The sequence below is a fragment of the Chloroflexus sp. genome (assembly GCF_034434295.1).
In the GTDB taxonomy this organism is placed as follows: Bacteria; Chloroflexota; Chloroflexia; order Chloroflexales; family Chloroflexaceae; genus Chloroflexus.
In genome coordinates, this window is record NZ_DAOTZQ010000033.1 from 1 (window position 1) to 22,924 (window position 22,924).

21 protein-coding genes are annotated in these 22,924 nt (G+C 54.1%); 16 read left to right on the forward strand and 5 right to left on the reverse strand.

The window, feature by feature from the left end:
- Positions 1-376 precede the first annotated feature (376 nt).
- The 3 genes from VAE57_RS05105 to VAE57_RS05115 all read left to right on the forward strand — a co-directional run bounded on the left by VAE57_RS05105 (position 377) and on the right by VAE57_RS05115 (position 1,917).
- Entirely contained in the window at positions 377-811 is a 435-nt protein-coding gene (locus VAE57_RS05105; protein WP_012255945.1) for a hypothetical protein, read from the forward strand.
- Positions 812-827: 16 nt separating this feature from the next.
- The gene (locus VAE57_RS05110) at positions 828-1,421 is read left to right on the forward strand and encodes an SH3 domain-containing protein (protein WP_322820818.1); all 594 of its coding nucleotides are present in this window, start codon (positions 828-830) and stop codon (positions 1,419-1,421) included.
- A 298-nt stretch (positions 1,422-1,719) separates the two neighbouring features.
- A complete protein-coding gene (locus tag VAE57_RS05115; RefSeq protein ID WP_322820819.1) occupies positions 1,720-1,917 on the forward strand; it encodes a hypothetical protein in 198 nt (65 codons plus the stop codon).
- Here VAE57_RS05115 and VAE57_RS05120 read toward each other — a convergent pair whose 3' ends face one another.
- Genes VAE57_RS05120 through VAE57_RS05135 form a run of 4 tightly spaced genes read right to left on the reverse strand, consistent with a single transcriptional unit; the run spans position 1,918 to position 4,550 of the window.
- A complete protein-coding gene (locus tag VAE57_RS05120; RefSeq protein WP_322820820.1) occupies positions 1,918-2,601 on the reverse strand; it encodes a lysophospholipid acyltransferase family protein in 684 nt (227 codons plus the stop codon).
- Positions 2,602-2,608: 7 nt separating this feature from the next.
- Positions 2,609-3,049, reverse strand: coding sequence for a DUF2231 domain-containing protein (locus VAE57_RS05125; RefSeq protein WP_322820821.1), 441 nt, complete (start codon positions 3,047-3,049; stop codon positions 2,609-2,611).
- Between the two features lie 8 nt (positions 3,050-3,057).
- Positions 3,058-3,678, reverse strand: coding sequence for a YigZ family protein (locus VAE57_RS05130; protein ID WP_322820822.1), 621 nt, complete (start codon positions 3,676-3,678; stop codon positions 3,058-3,060).
- Positions 3,675-4,550, reverse strand: coding sequence for a hypothetical protein (locus tag VAE57_RS05135; RefSeq protein ID WP_322820823.1), 876 nt, complete (start codon positions 4,548-4,550; stop codon positions 3,675-3,677). The genes VAE57_RS05130 and VAE57_RS05135 overlap by 4 nt, the downstream gene beginning before the upstream one ends.
- Before the next feature lie 166 nt (positions 4,551-4,716).
- On the opposite strand from VAE57_RS05135, the gene VAE57_RS05140 reads away from it, so the two are divergent.
- Complete coding sequence (locus tag VAE57_RS05140; RefSeq protein ID WP_322820824.1) at positions 4,717-8,208, forward strand: BTAD domain-containing putative transcriptional regulator; 3,492 nt, start codon at positions 4,717-4,719, stop codon at positions 8,206-8,208.
- A gap of 73 nt (positions 8,209-8,281) precedes the next feature.
- On the opposite strand, the gene VAE57_RS05145 is transcribed toward VAE57_RS05140, so the two are convergent.
- Positions 8,282-8,500, reverse strand: a complete 219-nt coding sequence (locus VAE57_RS05145; RefSeq protein ID WP_322820825.1) for a hypothetical protein — start codon at positions 8,498-8,500, stop codon at positions 8,282-8,284.
- A gap of 112 nt (positions 8,501-8,612) precedes the next feature.
- Here VAE57_RS05145 and leuB point away from each other — a divergent pair, with 112 nt between their 5' ends.
- The 12 genes from leuB (at position 8,613) to VAE57_RS05205 (ending at position 22,835) form a co-directional block, all read left to right on the forward strand.
- Entirely contained in the window at positions 8,613-9,689 is a 1,077-nt protein-coding gene (gene leuB, locus VAE57_RS05150) for a 3-isopropylmalate dehydrogenase (RefSeq protein ID WP_322820826.1), read from the forward strand.
- 69 nt (positions 9,690-9,758) lie between these two features.
- Positions 9,759-10,166: a cobalamin B12-binding domain-containing protein gene (locus tag VAE57_RS05155; protein ID WP_322820827.1), complete on the forward strand. Its 408-nt coding sequence runs from the start codon at positions 9,759-9,761 to the stop codon at positions 10,164-10,166.
- Positions 10,167-10,169: 3 nt separating this feature from the next.
- Positions 10,170-11,126 (forward strand): methylmalonyl Co-A mutase-associated GTPase MeaB, encoded by a 957-nt coding sequence (gene meaB / locus VAE57_RS05160; protein WP_322820828.1) that lies wholly within the window; start codon positions 10,170-10,172, stop codon positions 11,124-11,126.
- A gap of 129 nt (positions 11,127-11,255) precedes the next feature.
- Positions 11,256-12,599: a phosphomannomutase/phosphoglucomutase gene (manB, locus tag VAE57_RS05165; RefSeq protein ID WP_322820829.1), complete on the forward strand. Its 1,344-nt coding sequence runs from the start codon at positions 11,256-11,258 to the stop codon at positions 12,597-12,599.
- A 271-nt stretch (positions 12,600-12,870) separates the two neighbouring features.
- Positions 12,871-13,944, forward strand: coding sequence for a hypothetical protein (locus VAE57_RS05170; protein WP_322820830.1), 1,074 nt, complete (start codon positions 12,871-12,873; stop codon positions 13,942-13,944).
- A 55-nt stretch (positions 13,945-13,999) separates the two neighbouring features.
- The gene (locus VAE57_RS05175; protein WP_322820831.1) at positions 14,000-15,382 is read left to right on the forward strand and encodes a hypothetical protein; all 1,383 of its coding nucleotides are present in this window, start codon (positions 14,000-14,002) and stop codon (positions 15,380-15,382) included.
- 20 nt (positions 15,383-15,402) lie between these two features.
- Positions 15,403-16,185 carry a helical backbone metal receptor gene (locus tag VAE57_RS05180; protein ID WP_322820832.1) on the forward strand — a complete coding sequence of 261 codons (783 nt, stop codon included), beginning with the start codon at positions 15,403-15,405 and terminating at the stop codon, positions 16,183-16,185.
- Complete coding sequence (locus VAE57_RS05185; RefSeq protein ID WP_322820833.1) at positions 16,182-17,060, forward strand: DUF547 domain-containing protein; 879 nt, start codon at positions 16,182-16,184, stop codon at positions 17,058-17,060. Before VAE57_RS05180 ends, VAE57_RS05185 begins: the two co-directional genes overlap by 4 nt.
- A gap of 10 nt (positions 17,061-17,070) precedes the next feature.
- The gene (locus tag VAE57_RS05190; protein ID WP_322820834.1) at positions 17,071-17,601 is read left to right on the forward strand and encodes a glycine/sarcosine/betaine reductase selenoprotein B family protein; all 531 of its coding nucleotides are present in this window, start codon (positions 17,071-17,073) and stop codon (positions 17,599-17,601) included.
- Between the two features lie 18 nt (positions 17,602-17,619).
- Complete coding sequence (locus VAE57_RS05195; RefSeq protein WP_322820835.1) at positions 17,620-17,901, forward strand: hypothetical protein; 282 nt, start codon at positions 17,620-17,622, stop codon at positions 17,899-17,901.
- Positions 17,902-18,529: 628 nt separating this feature from the next.
- Positions 18,530-19,441, forward strand: coding sequence for a DUF4007 family protein (locus tag VAE57_RS05200; protein ID WP_322820836.1), 912 nt, complete (start codon positions 18,530-18,532; stop codon positions 19,439-19,441).
- A complete protein-coding gene (locus VAE57_RS05205; RefSeq protein WP_322820837.1) occupies positions 19,434-22,835 on the forward strand; it encodes a hypothetical protein in 3,402 nt (1,133 codons plus the stop codon). Before VAE57_RS05200 ends, VAE57_RS05205 begins: the two co-directional genes overlap by 8 nt.
- The last annotated feature ends 89 nt before the right edge of the window (positions 22,836-22,924 follow it).

Here is a 22,924-nt window from a genome sequence, read left to right on the forward strand (position 1 = left end):
CATTCATTGCCGACCGCCTCCATTGTTCGTGGCGAGCACACCCGGTATCCGTGTGACCAGCCGGGTCAATGGCCTGCCACGCGCCGGATCGTGAGCACGGTTGGCGCGGCAGCATGGCTGCCGCACGCCAAACTGCGCAATACGTGGATGATGAGCGAGCAAGGCAACCAATCCGGCGTGTGATGACACCGGAGATGGTCATTAGAGTGCGACAGTACAGCTTTTTATGAAATTAAGTTTTATTCTCACATCCAAGCACTTTAACGCGATGCGTTATACCCTCTTGCGTTCTCCTGCTGAACCTCGTATAATCGTTTGCACAGGATTTTCCTACAGTACAGCACCGTCATTCACAGACGGCAAAGGGAGATGAACAATGCCATTCTTCAAAGACGAGGCAGAACTGCGTCAAATCTTAGGTGAACTGTATGACCGGGTGAAATGTGATGCCCAGATTGCACCCCGAATCTGTGAAGGACGTATCGTCATTCAGTTCCGCTACGAAGAACCGCACGGTGTTGTCACCATCGATGCCGCTCACCCTCCAACGCAGCCTGGCGCATTTTGCGATGTGTTTTGGGGCGAAGTAGACTTGAAGCCAGATGTAGAAATGAGTATGAAGGCGGATATTGCTCATCAATTCTGGCATGGTAAAATTAATCTGATGACCGCCCTGGCTCGACGCCAGATTATTGCTAAAGGACCGATTCCCAAGATTCTCAAATTGTTACCCGCTGTTGAACCAATGTACACCCTATACCCGCGGATGCTGCGAGAGATGGGACGCGAAGACCTGGTATTAACCCGGTAGTACTCAACATGGATTTATGCCAACCACGAGTGAGATGTATGAACGTGGTGCTGCCGATGCCGAGCGTGGTGAATTTAATCCGTTCTACTATCAGCACTACTACTACTACCGCCAAGGGTACGACTCGGTACGGCGCCGTAACCGACCAGGTATAAACCGGGTCGGCATATTACTCATAAGTGCCATTGGTGTGGTCGTACTGGTTGCGCTGGTATGGCTAATTGGACGTATCGGTCCGGCTGTCGTGGCGCAGCCAGTAGCATCACCGACAACAGTGGCGATAACCCCGCAACCTTCACCAATCCCTCCGACGCCAACACCACTCCCTTCACCCACACCAATTCCAACAGAGGCCCCACCAACCCTCCAGGTTGGTGGCCGAGCGGTTGTGGTGAATGTCGGTGAAGCTGCCCTGCGTCTACGCGCTTCACCAGGACTGACAGCCCGAGTGATTGCCCGCATCCCTGCCGGACGTGAAGTGGTATTGCTTGAAGGGCCGATTGAGGTCGATGGTTATACATGGTGGCGTGTTGAAGTAGGATCGCAAAGCGGTTGGTGCGCTGTCGCGACACCTGATGGGTTGACCTTTCTGGAACCAGTTGCCCCCTGATACGCCAACGCACCTATCAAACCGGGTGTTGTGGCGCACGCAGGAGAGACGGGTGATCAATCTGCTTCTCGTGGTCGGTGTGGATGCTGCTTTGGCCGACGTTCAACACTCTCTGTGATGGACGGGCCGGGGTGAAGAGGTAGCGGCGCATAGAGCGACAGGTTACCGAACCTGATCACATCTGTTCTTTCACAAGCATATCCATTCCCGCCGTGACGAGCCGTAAGTGTCATCCGAATGGCACAAATGGGCAGGTTCGGTAGGGGCTGGTTCAGAACCGCCCCTACGGATGGTGACTGTGCGCATTCACCTTGCTACACGAGGGATGCGGCAAACAAGAGTGGCGGAGAGGCACGCCCTGGATCGTCTGATTAGCGTGACCGGCTACCAGAATCTGATCAAAAACACCATGCGCCAGCGGTTCAGCACTCTCACCTATGGACGGGCCGGGGTGCAGAGGGGCTGGCCGCTAGAGCGACAGGTTACCGGAACCTGATCAAATCTGTTCCTTCACAGCAGCGGCTTCCAGCAATGCTGCATAAGGCCCCCGCTGAGCTGGAGGGAGCATAGCGGCAATTTTGAGCATCATCTCGTTCGTCAACTGTTCCATCATGTCGGCGGGAATCTTGTTGTCGGGAAGCGGTTCGACACGGTACGGCTCGCCGATGGTGATATGCACCGGTTTGCGGAGTAGGGTGCCACGAAAACCGTGCTCGGTACCGGTAATAGCCATCGGTACAATCGGTACACCAGCCTGCATTGCCAGCCGCACTGCGCCGCCACGTCCGGGTTGCAGGATACCATTCCGACTGCGGTGGCCTTCGGGGAAGATCAGCAATACAGCGCCATTACGGAGCGCTTGTGCTGCCGCGTTGAGGGCTGCCAGATCGCGTTTGCCACGCCGGATTGGAATAACGTCCATATTGCGGAAAAACCAGCCGGACAGCGGGTGGGAGAAAATCTCGATCTTGGCCAGCCACGAGAGGCGATAGCGAAACGGGAGCATGGCGCCAACCGCAGGGATGTCCACCCAGTTGATATGGTTCATAACCAGGATCATGCCCCCTTGCTCGCGTGGCGGTAAGCGCTCGATGCCGGTGATTGACCAGCGCCACCAGCCGATGAGGCGAAAGAAGTTGATGATGAGGTAGAGAATACCGTATACCACGTAGGCAAACATAAGACCCTCACAAGCGGCCAAGGTTAAACTCGAAGACGAGACGGCCACCCAGCCAGCCCCCAAGCACCAGCAGGACGATTCCGGCGATATGCCAGCCAAGATAGGCATTGCGTTGCGCCGAATCGGTTAACAAACCCGGCTGGCGGCGGCGCATGAGCCAGACACGACCGTAACAAAGGGTTGCCGCCAGACTAGCCGCAGCGTGACCGTTGATCCACATGATGACCGGATCGTCAGGTGCGATCTGCGGACTTGTGACCTGGCGTGCTGCATCAATGAGGCCGCTGACCATAGCAATTACAGACCCCAATAAGCCGAAGATCAGGCAGTGGAACGAACTCTGTTCCCACTGCATACGACCGGTGCGCAGGGCAATGAACGCAAAGAGACTGCTGGCCAGCAGCAGCCCAATTGGAATATGGACAGTAGCCGGATGCAGTGCGTACATCGCTTTCATTATACCATAGTCGCCGTCTCAAGCCGTGCGCGACCGGCGCTGATCTCGCCGATCTGGTGGTTGACAACAGCCACGTGATCAGTCGGTAGATCGGCGGTAATGACGACATCGACAGCAAATGCTTCTGCGACAATCACCGCCGCGTGAGCTTCAAGTAAGCGGCGAATAGCCGTGTAATCGGAATACTGCAAGTGTACGATGATCCGCTGATAGATAACCCGGCGCGTGCGCGGTACGATCTCTAATACGGCCCGGGTCGCATCACTGTACGCTCGCACCAACCCACCGATGCCTAGCAAGGTTCCGCCGAAATAGCGGGTCACCACAACAGTAACATCACCTAAATCAGCGCCTCGCAAGACTGCCATCATCGGGCGACCAGCACTGCCGGCTGGCTCACCATCATCACTCATACCGGCGATGGTACTCGGCCCATAGCCAACCAGATAGGCATAGCAGTGATGCGTCGCGTCAGGCATCGCTGCACGCACCGTGGCAATTGCTTCCCGTGCGGCATCGACAGTTGGCGTAGGGAAGACCTGAGCAATAAAGCGCGAACCACGCACAATCAATTCGGTACGGGCGGTACCGGCGGGAACAGGATAGTGAGGCGAAGTCATAGCCATTCTTCCTGCCACAATGGATGAACGATCTCATCAATAGCTGCTTCGAGCGCAGCAATTTCAGCCGTCAGAGTGTAGTAGCGGGCACGACCCTCGGTGTGGCGGGCCAGCCAGAAGGGCTGGAACGGTTCCGGAATCGGGTTACGGAGCGCACGAGCAACCTCGTCTAGCAAATCACGAAATTCCAGTTCCCACCAGCGTTCAAGCTGCGGGCTAAGCGTGCTGCCCGGCGGCCCGAAATCGGCCAGTAGCCGGCGGGCAAATTCACGGCTTAATGTGTGTCGTTCGTGGGCCATCGTCACCGCCTGTGCTGCCAGCTCAGCCAGTCGCCCACCAATGACAGTGGGCACCGACGGCAGGGCAAACGTGCCGTGAGCATGCCGGATCATCTGCTTTCCTCTGGTCGAAGCAAGCAGAGCCAGGGTAAGGTGATCGGCAGGTGCTACCATCCGAACCGGGGCCAATACTACTGTCTGAGCGGCCTCCCAGCTCAGATGTACTTGATCGCCATCACCAATAAAAATCCGCGGGGTTGGCGCTGTCAGCACCGCAGTCGCCGCAGCCGGCAATTCCCACCAGCACGGTTCTGGATCATCGGCATACTCGCGTAGATGTCGTTGCAAGCCAGGGTAGCGCCTGAGCAGGTCAGCAAACGAATTGATGCCCAGACGCTGCGAATGCCCGTGTGGCAGCGTCAACAGCCAGCGTTCACCGGTTGGCGTATACCAGGGCTGCAATGATTCACAGTCAACAACCGGTCGCAGAAGAGGTGCACAGGCCGGATCGAAAATGACCGCCTGATCGCGTTCTGGGCGCGAGAAGAAGAGTGCCGGTTTAGGCGTTGGAATACCAGAAATAAATGTGCGCATTCTTAGTAGGTCATGCTACAATAAAGATTATGATTATGATATAGTATACAACTGTATCATACATGAAAACACAATCAACTGTTTAATGCGTAGCGGCAGCTAGCCAGTTATCGTCACGTATCGTTTATCGTTCATGGCGCTCGCTGATAGTCGCAAGGAGCCATCCATGACCGAACTGGCCGAACATGCGCCATCGGTTGCGGTAAGCGCCCCCCTATTACCTCTGAAAATCACGCCGCCACCGGTGCGGTCTGATGAGATGCTGCGTCCCGATTTGCAGGCGCTGTTGGCTGAAGTTCGTCTGCTGCCGGCAACAGTGGTTGTCGCGCCAGCCGGCTATGGCAAGACAACACTCCTCGCCCAATGGGCCGATCAACTAATCCAGACCGGGGCGCAGGTCGCCTGGCTCGGTTTAGAGGCTACCGATCAAGAACCGGCCTTGCTGCTGGCATATCTCATTGGGGCAATACGGCGGGTCATACCTTCACTGGGCGATCAGGCATCACGAATTTTGCAGAGTATCTCAAGCCTGGATCGGAACTGGCCGCTGGTAGCAGGTGCATTGCTGAGCGATATTCAACGCGAATTACAATCATTGACCGTCCTGATCCTGGATGATGTGCATCTGGTGGCTGATGGGCCGATCACTGCTGATTTGCTGGGCTATCTGCTCAGAGCAGCGCCACCACATCTTCACATTGTGATGGCCTCACGTCGCCCCCTCACCTTTGCCCCCCTACCCCGCCTGCGCGCCGAGGGGACATTACTCGAAGTTGGGGCAAATGATCTCTTGCTACGGCGTCACGAAGTCGTTGAATTATTACAGCGAGCCGGGGTAACTCTTCCTGATGAAGATATCGATCTCCTGCTCGAACGGACTGGTGGTTGGATGCTGAGTGTGCAGCTCGCCGTCCGCACACTTACCCGCCATGCCCCATCCCAGCGCCGCAGCTATTTACAGGGATTAGCGACGAATCAGTACGATCTGTTCGAGTATCTGGCATCCGAGGTCTTGTCTGAACTGCCTGAACCGTTAGTTGATCGTCTGATTTGCGCAGCACTGCTGGGCCAGATCAACCCGGCATTGCTCGATGAAGCCCTGAATGTCAGAGACAGCGCTCAATTGATCGAGCAGGCAATTGCTTTCGGTTTACCGATTACTGTTGACACCGGCAGCACCAATGGCGAGCGAGTTTTCCGGTTTCATCCGCTCTGGCAGCGATTGCTGGCCAACCGGGCATTGAGCCGTTTCAATCGCGTCTTTGTGCGCGAACTTCACGAACGGTTCGGTGAAGTGCTGGCCCGCCATGATCAGATCGAAGCCGCCTTACGTCATCTGGCGATGGCCGAGAATCCGACGGCGATTGCCCGTGCGTTGCGTGAACATGCCTGGCCGTTGATCGACACATTGCAGCGCGAGAGTCTGCGTAACTGGATCGAACGATTGCCGCCAGAAGTGCGTGATCGCGACCCTGAACTACTCCATATGTACGGCTGGAGTCTCTTTAACACTGATCGGGAACGGGCGTTGCAATTGATCGGTGAAGCGGCTGAAGCCTACCGCCGCAGCGGCCTACTAGCTCAAGAGTTGCGAGCGCTACGCGACATGACGGTGCTCCTCTTCTGGGCTGATACACCAGCCCGCTTTAATCTGGTGTGCCGGCAGGTCATCGATGCAGCGGGGCGTGCCAACGATACCTGGTCACGAGGTGCAGCCCTGATCGGCCTGATGGCGCTGCTCTACAGTCGTGGTCGCTTCCGGGCAGCGCTGCGCGTTGCGCGTTGGGTTGATCGCCGACCGTTGAGTGTGTTGTGGCAATGGCTCCTGGCCGTCTTACGCGCTTCCATCTACATCCAGCAAGGGTATCCTACCGAAGCACTATCAGCTATTCGGGCAGCACTGGAATTACCACGTATTGACCGCAACGATCTGCTACGCCAGTCACTACTGCTCTTGCAGGCGATGGCGTTGTATCAACAGGGAAAGCGTGATGATGCGCTTAGTCTCGCTCAAGAGAGTTATACCCGTTTAAATGATTATGCGCCCGGAAGTGTGCTGGTCGGTAATGCAGCATTGATACTCACCCTGCTGTTGATTGAACACGAACAGTTTGAGGTAGCCGCAACCTATCTCCAGCGAGTACGCCAGATAGCCGGTCATCTCGATGATCATTTTCTGACGACGCGCGCCCGCATTGTTGAGATCTATGCCCTGTTTCGCAGTACCCGCTCAGCAGCTGCCACAGCACAGGCCCTGACATTATTACGTCAGCTCCAGGCGAAGGGAGAAAACGTTGAACGAGCGGTAGCCGGCAATAACACTGTTCTCTTCTCGCAAGAGCTTTGGATGCAGAGTCTGCTGCTGATTGTGTTAGGGGAAGGCGGTGAGCCACAACGTGCGCTCGAACTGGCCAATGAGCTTGTTACGCAGATGGCGCAACGCAATGATGGTCTGTTCCGGGCGCTTGTTCATATATATCGCGCCTACCTCATTGCCCAGCAGCGACCTGATGATCCTGCAATTGCCACTGATCTGGCGATAGCATGTGCGATTTGTGATCGCACCGGAGTTGAGTCATTGCCGTTCCTCCCGCAAACAGCAATGAACTGGGCGATCACTACGGCTCTGCGGCTCGGTTTGTCAAGCCGGGCAATGATCGCTGCCCTTCGTCAATTCGATACGACAACGCTGAGTGTCATATTGATGCCACTCCTGGAAGAGACATTTCCATTAGCGGTGCGCCTGCGAAGTATCAATCTCATCGGTGAACTGGGCATGGTCAATGCGTATGGTACTCTTCGCGGCTTACTGAAAGAACGTTCACCACAGGTGCGCGCAGCAGCGAGCGAAGCGCTAGAGCGTCTGGTCTATCGTCCCCCTTATCGCCTGGTTATCCGTGCATTAGGCAATTTCCAGGTATTGCGCGGTGACCAGGAGATTCGTGATCGTGACTGGCGCAGTGTGAAAGCTCGCCATCTGCTACAGTTGTTGTTGATCGAACGGGGACGCATGCTACCCCGTGAGCAGATTATGGACATGCTCTGGCCGGGACTTGACAGCGAGTCGGCGTCGAACAATCTGCGGGTAACAGTGAGTCGGCTGATTAAGGCCCTTGAGCCGGATCGACCGGAAGGTGCGCCGACGTATTACCTGCTCCAACAAGGTGATACGTATGGGTTCAACGTTGAGAGTGACCATTTGTACGATGTAGCCAGATTTGTGCAGGTTGTCGAACAGGGCCGACGTGACCTGCAACTCAAACGTGTCAATGAGGCACGCAAGGCATTTCAAGAAGCGGTCAATCTGTACAATGGCCCATTCTTACCGGATAGTCTGTACGAAGACTGGTCAGTTGTGGAACGTGAACGACTGGAATTGCTGTTTATCGAAGCGGCACTCGGCCTGGGTCACATTTTCTTTGATGAAGGTCAGTTTCACGAGGCGATTAAGCTGGGCTGGCGAGTGCTGGAATACGACAAGGCACAAGAAGAGGCGTATCAGTTACTGATCAAGGCGTACCACGCTATTGGTGAGCGCAGTACGGCAATTCGCCTTTATCAGCGCTGCGTTACCGCACTGCGCGAAGAGTTGGGGGTTGAGCCATTACCAGAAACGGTCGCTCTGTTTGAGCTGGTGCGCGGCAAACGTGCTTCATAATCCATCGGCACATTTCCTTTGCACATTGACTACAAACAGAAGATTGCAATGCATCAGCTTCTGGCGTTGCAGACTACCCGGAAGAATTGGTTGACTGACCGATGACAGGGGCAGGTTCGGCAGAACTGAGATGCGTCGTGATAAACGCCAATAGTTCATCGAGCTGATCAATCCGGCTCTCCAGGCCAGTACCGATGTGTTGAATGCGCCCATGCCACTGTGGCGACGCAGAATCACCATTGTCAGCCACTACAATCCGCACCAGAAATGATTCGACTCGTCGAGTCGCCATACATTTTTCCTCGTGTTACCATCTATAGACAGGCGTTCGCACACTTGGTAGTATCATACAGACGTGTCCTTACCGTTTTATAACCATTTTTGAAATTGTTGTGAGGTTTACTGTGCAGGCTGTGATTGCTGTCCTACCCGGCGATGGAATTGGCCCAGAGGTTGTGGCTGAGGGTGTGAAGGTACTACAGGCGATTGCCAGGCGGTTCGGTCATCAATTCACCTTTCACGAGGGACTGATCGGCGGGTGCGCGATTGATGCGACGGGGGAACCATTACCGGCGGCTACAATTTCATTATGTCAATCATCTAATACGGTACTCCTCGGCGCAGTAGGCGGGCCGAAATGGGACGATCCGCAAGCCCGTGTGCGACCTGAACAGGGATTGTTGGGTATTCGGAAAGCACTTGGCTTGTTTGCCAACCTTCGTCCGGTACGCATATATCCGCAGTTGATCAACGCCTCGCCGATCCGACCTGAAAGGCTGCAGGGAGTTGATCTGATTGTTGTCCGTGAACTGACCGGCGGCATCTACTTCGGCGAGAAACGTCGCGAACGCACTGCCGATGGCGAATGGGCCAGCGACCTCTGCATTTACACCGAGGAAGAGATTGTGCGCGTTGTGCGCGTTGCAGCACGACTGGCCCGTCAACGGCGCGGTAAAGTTACTCTGGTTGATAAGGCCAATGTTTTGGAGACGAGCCGGCTATGGCGGAGTATCACCACACGCCTGATGCAAACCGAGTTCCCCGATCTGCAATTTGAGACTATGCTGGTTGATGCATGTGCCATGCACCTCATCCGGCGACCGGCTGATTTCGATGTCATCGTCACCGAGAATATGTTTGGCGACATTCTGACTGACGAAGCCTCGATGCTGGCCGGTTCAATGGGTATGCTCCCATCAGCGTCACTGGCCGATGGTCGGTTGGGGTTGTACGAACCGATCCACGGCTCGGCACCGGACATCGCCGGTCAGGGCAAGGCAAATCCGCTGGCAACGATTCTGAGTGTGGCGATGCTTTTGCGTTACTCGCTCGATCTACCCGCCGAAGCCGATTGTGTCGAAGCGGCAGTTGCCTCGGTGATCGAACGGGGAATTGTGACCGCCGATATTGCCGTGCCAGGACAGGCTGCGTACAGTACCGCAGCCGTCGGTGATGCGGTAGTTGCTGCGATTGACGCTTAATTGGCCGGCTATGCTATACTGAAGGCCACGCTACCGAACCAGAATCGTGAACAGCGGAAGGAGCGCTCGATGGAGCGAAAGATTCGTGTGTTGGTCGCCAAACCGGGTCTCGACGGTCATGATCGTGGTGCGAAGGTGATTGCCCGGGCCTTACGTGATGCCGGAATGGAAGTGATCTACACCGGCCTTCAGCAAACGCCGCAAATGATTGTTGAAGCGGCATTGCAAGAAGACGTTGACGTGATCGGTCTCTCGATCCTTTCCGGTGCCCACATGACTCTGCTACCAAAAGTCACGCAGTTGCTGCGCGAACAAGGGATGACCGATGTACTGGTCGTTGCCGGCGGCATCATCTCCGATGAAGACGCCGAGATTCTCAAGCGTGAGCATGGCATTGCCGAGGTGTTCGGCCCCGGTTCGTCAACACAGGCGATCATCGATTTCATTCGTTCTCACGTCGAGTTAACGCGGGGTTGAACCATGAGTGAACACGAATTGGTGACGCGCCTGCGCAACGGTGAGCGTCGGGCATTGGCGCGTGCCATTTCCCTGGTCGAGCAGGGGGGGCCAACAGTGCGCACATTACTGGCCGCCGCCTACCCTTACGGCTCCGCCCATCGCGTCGGTATTACCGGCCCGCCAGGCGCCGGCAAATCGACCCTGGTCACTGCACTGGCCCAGGAATGGCGTAAGCGCGGGGTGCCGGTCGGGATTGTCGCTGTCGATCCCTCGTCACCATTCAGCGGCGGTGCCGTACTGGGTGACCGCATCCGAATGCAGGCCCTCGGTGGCGATCCGGGCATCTTTATCCGCAGTATGGCCAGTCGTGGCCGAATGGGTGGACTGGCACGGGCCACGGCTGATGCAGTCACGCTGATTGCCGCAGCCGGGTTCCCGGTGATATTGATTGAAACCGTTGGCGCCGGTCAGGATGAAGTTGATATTGCGCAAGCCGCTGATACTACCATCGTCGTTGAAGTGCCCGGCATGGGTGATGATGTACAGAGCATCAAGGCCGGGATGCTCGAAATCGCCGATGTCTTTGTGGTCAACAAGGCAGATCGCCCCGGCGTTGACCAGACGGTGCGTCAGCTCCGCACGATGTTGAACCTCGGTGCACCACCAGCCGATGGCTGGATGCCGCCGGTGCTGACGGCAATTGCTACCACCGGTGAAGGGTGTGCTCAGATCGTTGATGCAGTAGAACAGCACCATCAACATCTCATCGCGTCGAACAGCCAGTCGCAGCGAGCACTGAGTGCTGCCGAACGAGAACTGACTGCCGCTGTACAAGAACTCGTTCTCGAACGACTACGCGGTTCACGCTGGAGTGAGCTGGTACAGCAGATTGCTACCCGTCAACGTGATCCATATGCCGCTGCGAACGAGTTGCTCATGGAGATATGCACCACAGAGGCACAGAGGAGCAGTATGTGAGGGTAAGTCCAATTCGCCGTGAGACAGGCACGATCAGGCAATGAGCCTTGCTCCGTCGCTCACCATTCAACATCTCCGTGTGCTCTGTGTCTCTGTGATGACACAACCTTCGTAGTAAGGAGGAATATTGTGCAGGTTAATCCAAGCATTTTTAAAGCCTACGACATTCGTGGCATTTATCCAACCGAGCTTAACGAAGAGGTCGCCTATTTGATTGGTCGGGCGTTCGTTACCTTTCTCGGTGCCGAAACGGTGATAGTTGGGCGAGATATGCGCACATCAGGGCCGGCCCTGTTCGACGCCGTGACGCGCGGGATTATGGATCAGGGTGCCGATGTTGCCGATATTGGCATGGTCAGTACCGATCAGTACTACTTTGCCTGTACGCAACTTGGCTTCCCCGGTATGATGGTGACGGCATCACACAACCCCAAACAGTACAACGGTTTCAAGATGGTGCGCCGGATGCCGTACCTCTTGTCGGGTGACGAGGGCATTCAGGATTTACGCCGGTTAGTCGAGAGTGAAGCCTTTCCGACCCCAACCCGCCGTGGTCAGCGCCGGGAATACGACTTCAAAGAGCAATTCGTACAGAAGGTGCTCTCGTTAATTGATGTAGACGCTATCAAACCGCTGAAAGTGATTGTTGACACCGGTAACGGAATGGTAGGGCCGATCTTGCAGGAGGTATATGCCCGCTTACCGATCCAATTGACCGGGATGTACCTCGATCCCGATGGTACGCTACCCAATCACGGGCTTGATCCGCTGATGCCGGAAAACCGTGCCGAATTGCAGCAGCGTGTGAAAGATGAGGGAGCCGACATCGGCTTCGCATTCGACGGCGACGGTGATCGTTTCTTCGCGATTGATGATCGTGGTGAGTTTATTTCCGGTGATTTTCTCACGGCAATTTTGGGGCGTTACCTGCTTGAGAAAGAACCGGGCGCAAAGATTCTCTACGACGTGCGGGCATCGTGGGCGGTACCCGATGAGGTGCGCACTGCCGGTGGCATTCCTCTGGTCGAACGGGTCGGTCACGCCTTCATCAAGCGCCGTATGGCCAATGAAGACGCAATCTTTGCCGGTGAAGTCTCCGGGCACTACTACTTCAAAGCCTTCGCGTTTGCCGACTCAGGCATCATTCCATCACTCTACCTGCTCGAAATGCTCTCGAAGCGCGGGGTCAAGATGAGCGAACTACTCGGTCGGCTGGAGTCGCGCTACTTCATTTCGGGTGAAATCAACTCACGGGTTAGCGATGTAGCTGCTAAGCTCAATGAGATCGCCGAACGCTACAGCGATGGTAAAGTCGAACGAATTGACGGCGTTTCGGTGAGTTACGATACATGGCACTTTAATGTGCGCGGGTCAAATACCGAACCGCTGATCCGGCTCAATCTCGAATCGATTGCCTCACGCGAAGAGATGGATGCAAAACGCGATGAGGTGCTGGCCATCATTCGTTCGTGATGGCTGGTTTGCCTGCACAGCATCGAATATTATGGTCAGCCAACGAGGTTTGCGCATAATGGGTTGACGCTAACTCGATACAGGCAGGGGTCATCGGCAACGTTCGCCCCTGCCTGCCTCGATCAGACAGGCATCCTCTACAATCCAACACAGTACTCGATGTGACGCCATCGCCCTCCATCATCCCCATTTTGCGCCTGCGCAACCTTATGCTACAATCAGCGCTGTCAGATCGATATTCCATACTCTTTGCTATATCAGGAGGTTCATTGTGAGTGTAAAAAAGATCGGCATTCTCGTCGGTCGTGAGTGGTCGTGGCCACCGGCATACATCGAAGAGGTCAATCGCCGTAACGCCGGGGTACGGGCTGAGTTCATCAAGCTGGGTGGAACCCGCATGGCTGAAGTTTGCGATTACGACGTGATCATCGACCGCATCAGTCATGAGATTCCCTACTATCGCACCTTTCTCAAGACAGCAGCCCTCAGCGGTACCCGGATTGTTAATAATCCGTTCTGGTGGAGTGCCGACGACAAGTTCTTTGGTGCTTCACTCGCCACCGCCCTCGGCATTCCCCATCCGCGCACAGTAGCCTTACCTTCGCACTCCTACATCGAAGGCGTCGTCGAGGAATCGCTGCGCAATCTGCAATACCCCATTCCATGGAAAGAGCACGTCGATTATGTTGGCGGTTTTCCGGTGATTCTCAAACCAGCCTGGGGTGGTGGGTTCAAAAAGGTGTACAAAGTCCATTCGTATGAGGAGCTGTGGCGGGCGTACAACGAGACCGGCGTCGAATGCATGATGTTGCAAGAGTACATCGCCTGGGAGAAGTATGTGCGCTGTATCGTGATCGGTCGCCGCCATATCATGACGATCAAGTTCGACGCCAATGCACCCTGGCCGCACCGCTATTTCCGTGATGACAATTACCTTACGCCAGAGGAGGGTCGTCAGGTGGTCGAAGGTGCTCTCAAGTTGAACCAGGCCCTTGGCTACGACATGAACACGGTTGAGTTTGCTATCCGTAATGGTGTGGCTTATGCCATCGACTTCACGAATCCAGCGCCCGATTTTGATGTCAACTCACTAACGCCCCACTACTTCGACTGGGTGGTGCGCACGATGGCCGATTTCACTATCGAGCTGGCCTTGCAGGGACAGGCCAAACCAGAAGAGTTTGCCTGGCATCGCTTGCTCAACGGCCCGATGACACCGGCCACTAACCCATCGGCACCGGCAACAACCGACTCGGCCAACAACGATCCACCGGCTGCCGAAGCACCGACGACGACCAAACGGCGGCGCACAACGCGGAAGAAGGCAGCCGAAGAGACTTCATAATTGCAGCGTGCGTGAATGTATTGTGCCAGAACGATCATCATAAAGGTGTGAACTTATGACCCTCGCCCAGGCAATTGCCGACTATCACGCTTTACTTGAACCGGCGCTGGCGGTCGAGTCGTGGCAGCGACTAACCGCAGAGATGCGTGCTCGCCGGCTGTATTTTGGTGAACGGCCACTGGCAACCGTCCTCCGGCCACGCCTGATCACCGCCTCGCAGTATGAACTTCTCCGTTGTGGAACGCAGCAGGTTGCTGAAGCGGCACGTACTATTGTGGCGGCTGCCCTCGACTCGTCGGAAGCTGGCCAGGCCGTGCGTGAGGTATTGATGCTCACTCCCCTTGAAGAGCGTCTGATTGAGATGCATCCGGGCTACCTCGAACCGAGCGCTCATTCGCGGATGGACACCTTTCTGACCGTGGATGGGTCATCGTTGCAGTTTGTCGAGTACAACGCCGAGAGTCCGGCGGCAATTGCCTATGAAGATCTGCTGGCGCAGGCATTTCTGGCGACGCCGGTGATGCAAGAATTTGCCAAACGCTATCCAATTCTGCCCTTACCGGCTCGCCAGTATCTATTGCGCACATTGCTCGATTGCTGGCGAGCGGCGGGAAGCCCCGGTCACGAGCCCCAAGTGGCTATTGTTGACTGGCATGGCGTACCGACGGCGACCGAGTTCGAGATGTTTCGCCAGTATTTTGTTGAGCACGGCCTGTCAACCGTCATATGCGCCCCTCAGGATCTCAGCTTCCGCGATGGTCAATTGCTGGCCCCCACCCCTGATGGTGGTAAAATGCCGGTCACCATTGTGTTCAAGCGGGTACTAACCAGCGAATTCCTTACCCACTACGGTGACGAGGCGCTATCCCATCCGCTGGTACAGGCGTATGCTGCCGGTGCCTGCGTGATTGTCAATTCATTCCGGGCCAAACTGCTGCATAAAAAATCGCTCTTTGCGCTGCTATCCGACGAGCGCTTCCACGATCCGTTGAACGCAGATCAGCGAGCAGCAGTGACTGCTCACGTACCCTGGACGCGCGTCGTGCGACCGGGAACAACCACGTACCAGGGCGAACAGATCGATCTCCTATCCTTCGCACGTGCCAATCGCGAACGGTTGTTGTTGAAGCCGAACGATGAATACGGTGGCAAAGGGATTACGATTGGCTGGGAGGTCAGCGCCGACGAATGGGACGCCGCCCTGCAAGCGGCACTCAGCTCGCCGTTTGTGGTGCAAGAGCGGGTGACTATCGCCTACGAGCCGTACCCCGCCTTGATCGACGGTCAGGTGGTGATCGGTGAGCGTCTGGTAGATAGTGATCCCTTCCTGTTTGGAACAGAGGTGAATGGCTGTTTGTGCCGCCTCTCAACCGTGACGCTATTGAATGTGACTGCCGGCGGCGGCAGTACCGTTCCGGTCTTTATCATTGACGAGTAAACGCAACGCAGGAGTCGGTGATGCTGGTCTACGACGCGCTTGGCCGTGAGATCGAGCTGACGGGAACACCACAACGGATCGTGTCACTTGTGCCGAGTGTAACTGAGTGGTTGTTCAGCGTTGGTGCCGGCGAGCGTGTCGTCGGTATCACCGACTACTGTATCGAACCGGCAGCAGCACTCCAGCATCTACCACGGCTCCGCGGCACCAAAAACCCCGATCGAGTGGCAATCATTGCGCTTCAGCCCGATCTGATCATCGCCGAACAGGAAGAAAACCGGGAACGCGATGTACGTGCGCTGACGGCAGCCGGCCTGGCAGTGTATGTCACCGCAATTCAAAGTGTCGCCGATGCAATGACGCAACTAGCGGCGCTGGCCCAGGTACTAGCCGTGACAGATGGTGCTGCGCCGATCACTCAGGCCATCGAACAGGCAGTGACTGCACCGCCGCTTCCCACCCAACGAGTCCTGGCCCTGATCTGGCGTGATCCGTGGATGGCCATTGGGCGCAACACCTACGCTGGTGACCTGCTTCGTCTGAGCGGTGGGTTCAATGTCGCGGCCACGTTACCCGGACGCTATCCACGGGCAGCGCTGGCCGACTTTCTGGCCCTCGATCCCGACATTATCTTGTTGCCCAATGAACCATACCCGTTCAGCGAACGCGACTTGCCGGCATTCAACGCTGTAGAACATCGCGGTAAGATTGTACTGTGTGATGGGATGGCGTTGACCTGGCCCGGCCCACGCACGGCAGCCGCCATCGCGATGCTTCGGCAAATCCTGGAGCAGACCCAATGAACCCATTCATCCGGTTGCGCGAAGCGGTGATCGATACCGTGTTGAGCATAAACGAGCAGGAGGTACTCAATACCGGCACAGGAACCGCACCTACACCTACCGACGACGGTGTAGCCCTGGCCGCTGCTCTCAAGCAGGCCATGCAGCAATTCAAAGCCCAGGCCATGGATGAAGAAGGGAAGCTGGTGGCGTACCAGCGCTTGCGCAACGATCCGACGTACCTTGCCTACCGTTCGGAACTAACCCCACAACTACAACGGTTTGATCCGGCGTCACTTCTTGATCGCGCCACTCGTCTCGCCTTCTGGATCAACCTGTATAACGCCCTGGTGATAGACGCGGTGATCGCCTTTGGCATCACGACCAGCGTCGCCGATCAATGGTCGGGCTTACGCTTCTTTCGAGCGGCTGCCTACCAGATCGGTGGTCTACGCTGTTCGCTCGATGACATCGAACACGGCATTCTGCGCGCCAATCGCGGCCATCCCTTCATTCCCGGCCCACAATTTGCCGCCGACGATCCACGGCTACGCTGGAGCATCGATCCACCAGATCCGCGCATTCACTTTGCGCTCAACTGTGCCAGCCTCTCGTGTCCGCCGATTGGCGTGTATCGCACTGAACAGATTGACCAGCAACTTGACCTGGCGCTCCGCGCCTTCGTAGCCGCCGATGTAGCGGTTGACCCGGTGCGCAACGAGATTCATCTGTCACGCATTTTTGACTGGTACCGGGAAGATTTTGGGGGAACAGATGGGGTTATTCAACTCTTAAGACAGGCACTCCCTGACGACGAACGGCGGGCCTGGCTCTTGCAGGCACGCCAGGCTCGTCTCATCTATCGCCCTTACGACTGGCGATTGAACCTGACCTGAAGGAGCGGCTATGACCGACAACTGGCGCAAGCATTCGCTCAAAGAATTGTACCGCCTGACCGGACAGATCTTCTCGCAGATACCGGCACTGGCCCGCCTATGGGGCAGCGCATACCGGGCACTCAACTTCGACGAAATCCCGTTCACACCACTCCGCAAACCCCTGCATGAGTCGCGGCTAGCGCTGATCACGACCGGTGGTGTGCATCTGCGGGAACAGCCACCGTTCGACATGGCCGATCCTCGAGGCGACCCGACCTACCGCCGTATTCCGGCCACAACTCCGCTGAGCGAACTAACCATCACCCACGATTACTACGATCACAGCGACGCCGAGCGCGATCTCAACATTCTCTTCCCGCTCGACCTCGTGCGCACGCTGGTACAGCGCAACATCATCGGCAGCCTCGCCGATTGCTATGGCTTCATGGGCCATATCGAACTACCCCACCTGACGACACTGCTCCAACAAACGGCTCCAGAAGTAGCAACATTTCTCAAACAAGAACAGGTTGACGCCGTCCTCCTCACTCCAGCTTGAGGGTTATGTAATCAGTCCGTGGGACTGATCGCACGCATCATCGAAGCAGCCGGCATCAGCACGGTCTGCATCGTCAGCCTGAAACCAATTGCCGAGCAGGTACGACCACCGCGCACCCTGCACCTGGCCTGGCCATTTGGTCATCCGCTGGGTGAACCGGGCAACCGCGCCCAGCAGCTCTCTGTTCTCCATGCCGCACTCCAGGCTCTGACAACCGCCGAACCGGGAGCCATTCTCGAACCGGGCTGGCGCTGGCGACGAGAAACCTACATGCCACCGCCTGACTGGCTGGGTGAGTAGAACTCTACGAAAACGATATTGCAACGCTCAGGTTCGCCTATGCCCCACCCATCGACGACATCTTGGACGAACTGAGTGCATTTATCAGCCAGTCGGATCGGGATATTGCACAGGGCATTGTTAATACTCTGGAGCAACGTATTCTGCGCTTCAAGGCGGTGAGGGAGGAGAGCGATGAGAAGGATGCAATATCGTTGCAAGTGCGAAGCATCAATTCAGTGCATCCGCGATCAGGTATTGGCAGCAAACAACGCGGTACGGCAGAAAGATACTGGTATCACTGTTCAGACATAGTATGGCATATGCATAGTATGGTATATGCTTCGATGCGTGTTTATAGGTGGAGGTGGTAGAGCAGATTTTGCAATCAGCAAATCAATGAGCGTCAAGACCTCGCAGCGATATCTCGCTTGCCTGTTACCTCACACACTCTGTGCTACATCGCATTGACAGCATAGCGTAAAACAAGTAGAATGTTGGAGAGTCTTTTTTGTTTCACTTGTGACTAGAACAGTTGATTCTACAACAATTCAAACATATTTAATAGAATACAGAAATTAACAAGTTGCAAAATGATCATTTAGTATATTTTTTCGCAAGCAAAACTTTCAAATCGAGATCGACCTATATGAACACACATTTACCAGACCCTATCAGCTTCAGCGGACATGAAACTTTTACACTTCGTAGCAACTGGCTCAAGAAAGCCTTTGATTTGCTATGTGAAACCCCTGACTTATTTCACCGCCATGACGCTTTTGTCAGGTTAGGGGTTGGAAAGAACATGAGTCAGTCTATTCGTTTTTGGGGAATTGCAACAGGCTTATTCAAAAGAATTGAGCATGGAAACCTGGAACCGACAGAACTCGGAAAAGCACTTCTCGCAGATGATGGGTGGGATCCATTTCTTGTCACCTCAACATCACGCTGGTTAATCCATTATCAAATCAGCTCGCGACCACATAGTACATTTACCTGGTACTATACTTTTAATCTGCTTAAGCGTGGTGAATTTACTACCAATTCTTTAGCAAAACAACTTATCGAGTACCTGGATCAAATTGAAAAGAAGACACCATCAGAAGCAACCTTGGAACGTGACATCGACTGTATGCTTCGATGCTATATCAGACCATCTTCATCCGTAACCGAAGATGCATTACATTGCCCCTTGAATACACTCCATCTCATCCAGCGCCTTCCTGGCCAATCAGGATATTATCTAGCGAGTGGCGCACAACCTTCATTACCAGATGCGCTTGTGGCCTTTGCTGCTCTGCAACAGGCGCGGTGGCTCAGGCGTCATACACTCACGTTTAATGAGATTGCCTATGGAGAACGCTCGCCAGGACGAATTTTTCGCCTTGATGAAGATAGTCTACTGAGCCGATTGTTCCAGTTTGAAGAGGTAACAAACGGTCAGGCTACGTACAGTGATAGTGGCGGTATTCGCCAGGTCATGTGGCGAGATCTCGACGATCCAGAACTTGGTTGGTCATTACTTCGCACTGCATTTACAAGTGAACCATCATATGCCTGATTTTATTTCTGTATCGACACGGTTTACCCGTGCCGTTCATATTCGTCGTGACTTTCAGGATTTACGCCATCGTCTCGATGGTTACCTGGTTACACCGCTTGTACAACAGACAGCAACCCGAATTTTACGTGCATTAGACCACGACAGCCGTGAGCGAGCGTTTTCGATCATTGGTCCATTTGGGGCAGGTAAATCAGCATTTGCATTATTTCTTGCCCACTTTCTACAACGTAATCCACATTCACGCTATCAACTTCTCTCGTCTTTGCATGTTGACGCTCACGCATTTCCGGTAGATAGCCCATCTCTATTGGCAATCCTCGTACCTGGCAATAACACTTCTCTTCGATATGCTGTTATTCAGGCTCTGATTGATGCTTTACAAAAAGCCTACATCAAAGTTCCCGATTTTATCCAATCTGCTGCAAATGTAACCACCCTCGATCCAGAAAAAGTCGCTGAGGTCGTCAGAAAGACTGCTCAATACATTAAAGAGCAAGACAAGTTTAACGGCATAATACTGGTCATTGACGAACTGGGTCAGTACCTTGACTATGCAGCTCGCCATGATGATGAACGAGATCTCTTTGTCCTGCAAACGTTAGCTGAGACAGCAGCACGTAGTGGTGAGACACCTATTCTCGTCGTTACCATTCTACACCAGGCTTTTGAACACTACACCACATTTGCTGGGCCACGACGCCGTATTGAATGGGCAAAAGTACAAGGACGATTTACAGACCTCGTCTTCCAGGAACCGCTCAGCCAAATGGTGCGCCTGATTGCCGCCTCACTACGCCCGTCACGAAGCGATCAGGTAAGACTACAGCGCCAGCAGTGGGCAGAGCAGATCGCACCACTGACTGAAGAACTCAACCTACGTCCGGCTGAGATAGGCTACGACGAGTGGAAACAGATTATTTCCGATAGCTTTCCATTGCATCCAATGACGTTACTTGCATTACCGGGTATTGTCCGCCAGCTTGCACAAAACGAACGTTCTCTATTTGCATTTCTAAGTTCTGACGAACCATGGGGTCTTCGCGATGTTCTGAAGCAAGCAATGAAGGATAACGTACCAATTTACCGGCTAACACATCTCTTTTTGTATGTTGAGACGAACCTCGGTACCAGTTTGTTTGCTCGTAGTCGCGGGCGACGTTGGGTCGAGCTTGTTGAGGCACGAACAAATCTGGTCACAGATGATCCATCTTTGCTTGACACATTAACAGTCGTAGGAGTATTGGGAGCACTTGAGCGTGCAGCAGGCATGCGCGCATGTCAAGCACATGTAGCTTTTGCGCTCACCGATGATCCAACAGATAGAATTGTTGCTAATGCCTTAGAAAGGCTACAAGAGCGAAAACGTATCACTTACCGTCGATTCCGGGACAGCTTTGTGCTTTGGGAGGGAAGCGATCTTGACATTGAGACACTCACTCAATCAGCGCGTAAAACTGTCGCCGAACGATATTCGCTCTGTCAACTTCTCAATCGTTATACGGATACAACTCCACGAATTGCATACCGGCATAGTTATCAAACAGGTGCAACGCGCATCTTTGCTATACGTTACGTTGATATAAACCAAATCGCTGAGTCTCCATCAATTGCACGTGGATATGATGGAGAAATTCTGCATATCGTTCCGACTAATGAAGAGGAACTAGCAAAAGCTCATCAATGGGCAACAGATACTGAACGTATCAATGAAACAGTAAGGATCGTGGTTATTCCCAAGCAAATTCATGAATTGTACGAACTAACCCTTGATACAGCAGCATTACGATTACTACTTGAGGAAAATCACGAATTAGAGCATGACCGGGTTGCCCGACGTGAAGTAAGTAGTCGGCTGATCGAAGCGGAACAAATCTTGCAGGAAGTACTCAACAAAACGTTTGGGATACATAATTACTGGTTTTATCGTGGTCAACCGGTAACAATCACGAATGAACGGCAGGTTGATAATCTTCTGTCACAGGCTGCTGATATAACCTTTGCATTGTCTCCGCGAATCTGGAATGAGTTAATAGTTAGAGATACTATCTCATCGACGATTGCGAAAGCACGGCGTAATCTTGTCGAGGCTTTACTCACACGATCTGACCAAGAGCTACTCGGTTTTACCGGTTATCCACCTGAACGTGCCATGTACGAGAGCATATTTCAAGCAGGTGGATTACATCGCCAGCGACCTGATGGATCATGGGAGATTGGGGAACCGCCTGCCGATGATCCGCTGCACCTATTGCCTGTCTGGCGGGCATTAGAAACCAAATTACTCGCTACCGAAACCACACCACTTTCACTGTCAGAGGTTTACACTCATCTTCAACAACCGCCTTATGGTGTGAAAGCCGGTTTATTACCTCTCCTTTTCGTTGCATTTTATGTAGCCCGGTCTGGTGAATTGATATTTTACGAGCATGGCAACTATGTGCCAATGCCTGATATGGCAATGTTCGAGCGCCTTCTGTCGAGACCGCAGTACTTTGCAGTACGACTTTGCCAGGCTCAGGGTGCTCGATTGCAGGTCTACCAGAAGCTAGCCACACATTTTGCCCCCCAAGCGCTTCAACAACAGACGCAACCAGCCTTACTATCGGTAGCGATTCGGATACTGCGTATCTACCATCAATTGCCCCCGTATAGCAAGCAAACAAAACGGATAAGTGTTCTTGCCCAATCAATCCAAAGTGCGCTCAGAGAGGCAAGAGCGCCTGACGAGCTGCTCTTCGTGCTGCTGCCTAAAGCGTGTCAGATGCATCCTTTCAGTGATGACAACCAGCTTGATGTAACCCAGATAGACCAGTTTATCGATAGTCTACGGCAGGGTCTCCAGGAATTGCAGGAAGCCTTTCCCAATTTATGCCATACTATCGTCCAACATACTATGGCCGCATTTGACCTTGCCGGCGATCCCGCTCAAGCCCATTTCGACTTGCTGAGACGCTATCAACGAATTGCGCATGTGATTAATGAACCACAACTTCATGCACTGGGTGCGCGACTCGAAACGGCACTTCCGAACGGCGAAGCATGGGCCACAAGCCTCGCAGCGCTCGTGGTAAAACGCTCACCAGATCAGTGGCAAGACGAAGATATTCCGGTCTTCCAGGCTGCTATTCGTGAGTTAGGACAACGCTTCTACACAGCCGAAGAACTTGCCCTCTATACTACACAAATCCAGTCACCGCATGAGGTGCTGCGCATAGGAATTACCAACGGTAAAGGCGAAGTGAGTCGTATTATTCATCTCTATCATGACACAAACGTTCAAAAGCTACATGATGAGATTAAAAAAGTTCTCTCACATGCCAGTTCTACAAGCAAGGAACAACAATTGAGTGCTCTCATTGAGGTACTACAATCTCTATTAGAGACTAAATAACAAATGGGGAGTGATATATGAAAACTCGGCAAGACATTATTGCCGAATGGGCTTCACGCCCCGGACGACATATTGTTAACTTAAGTGGT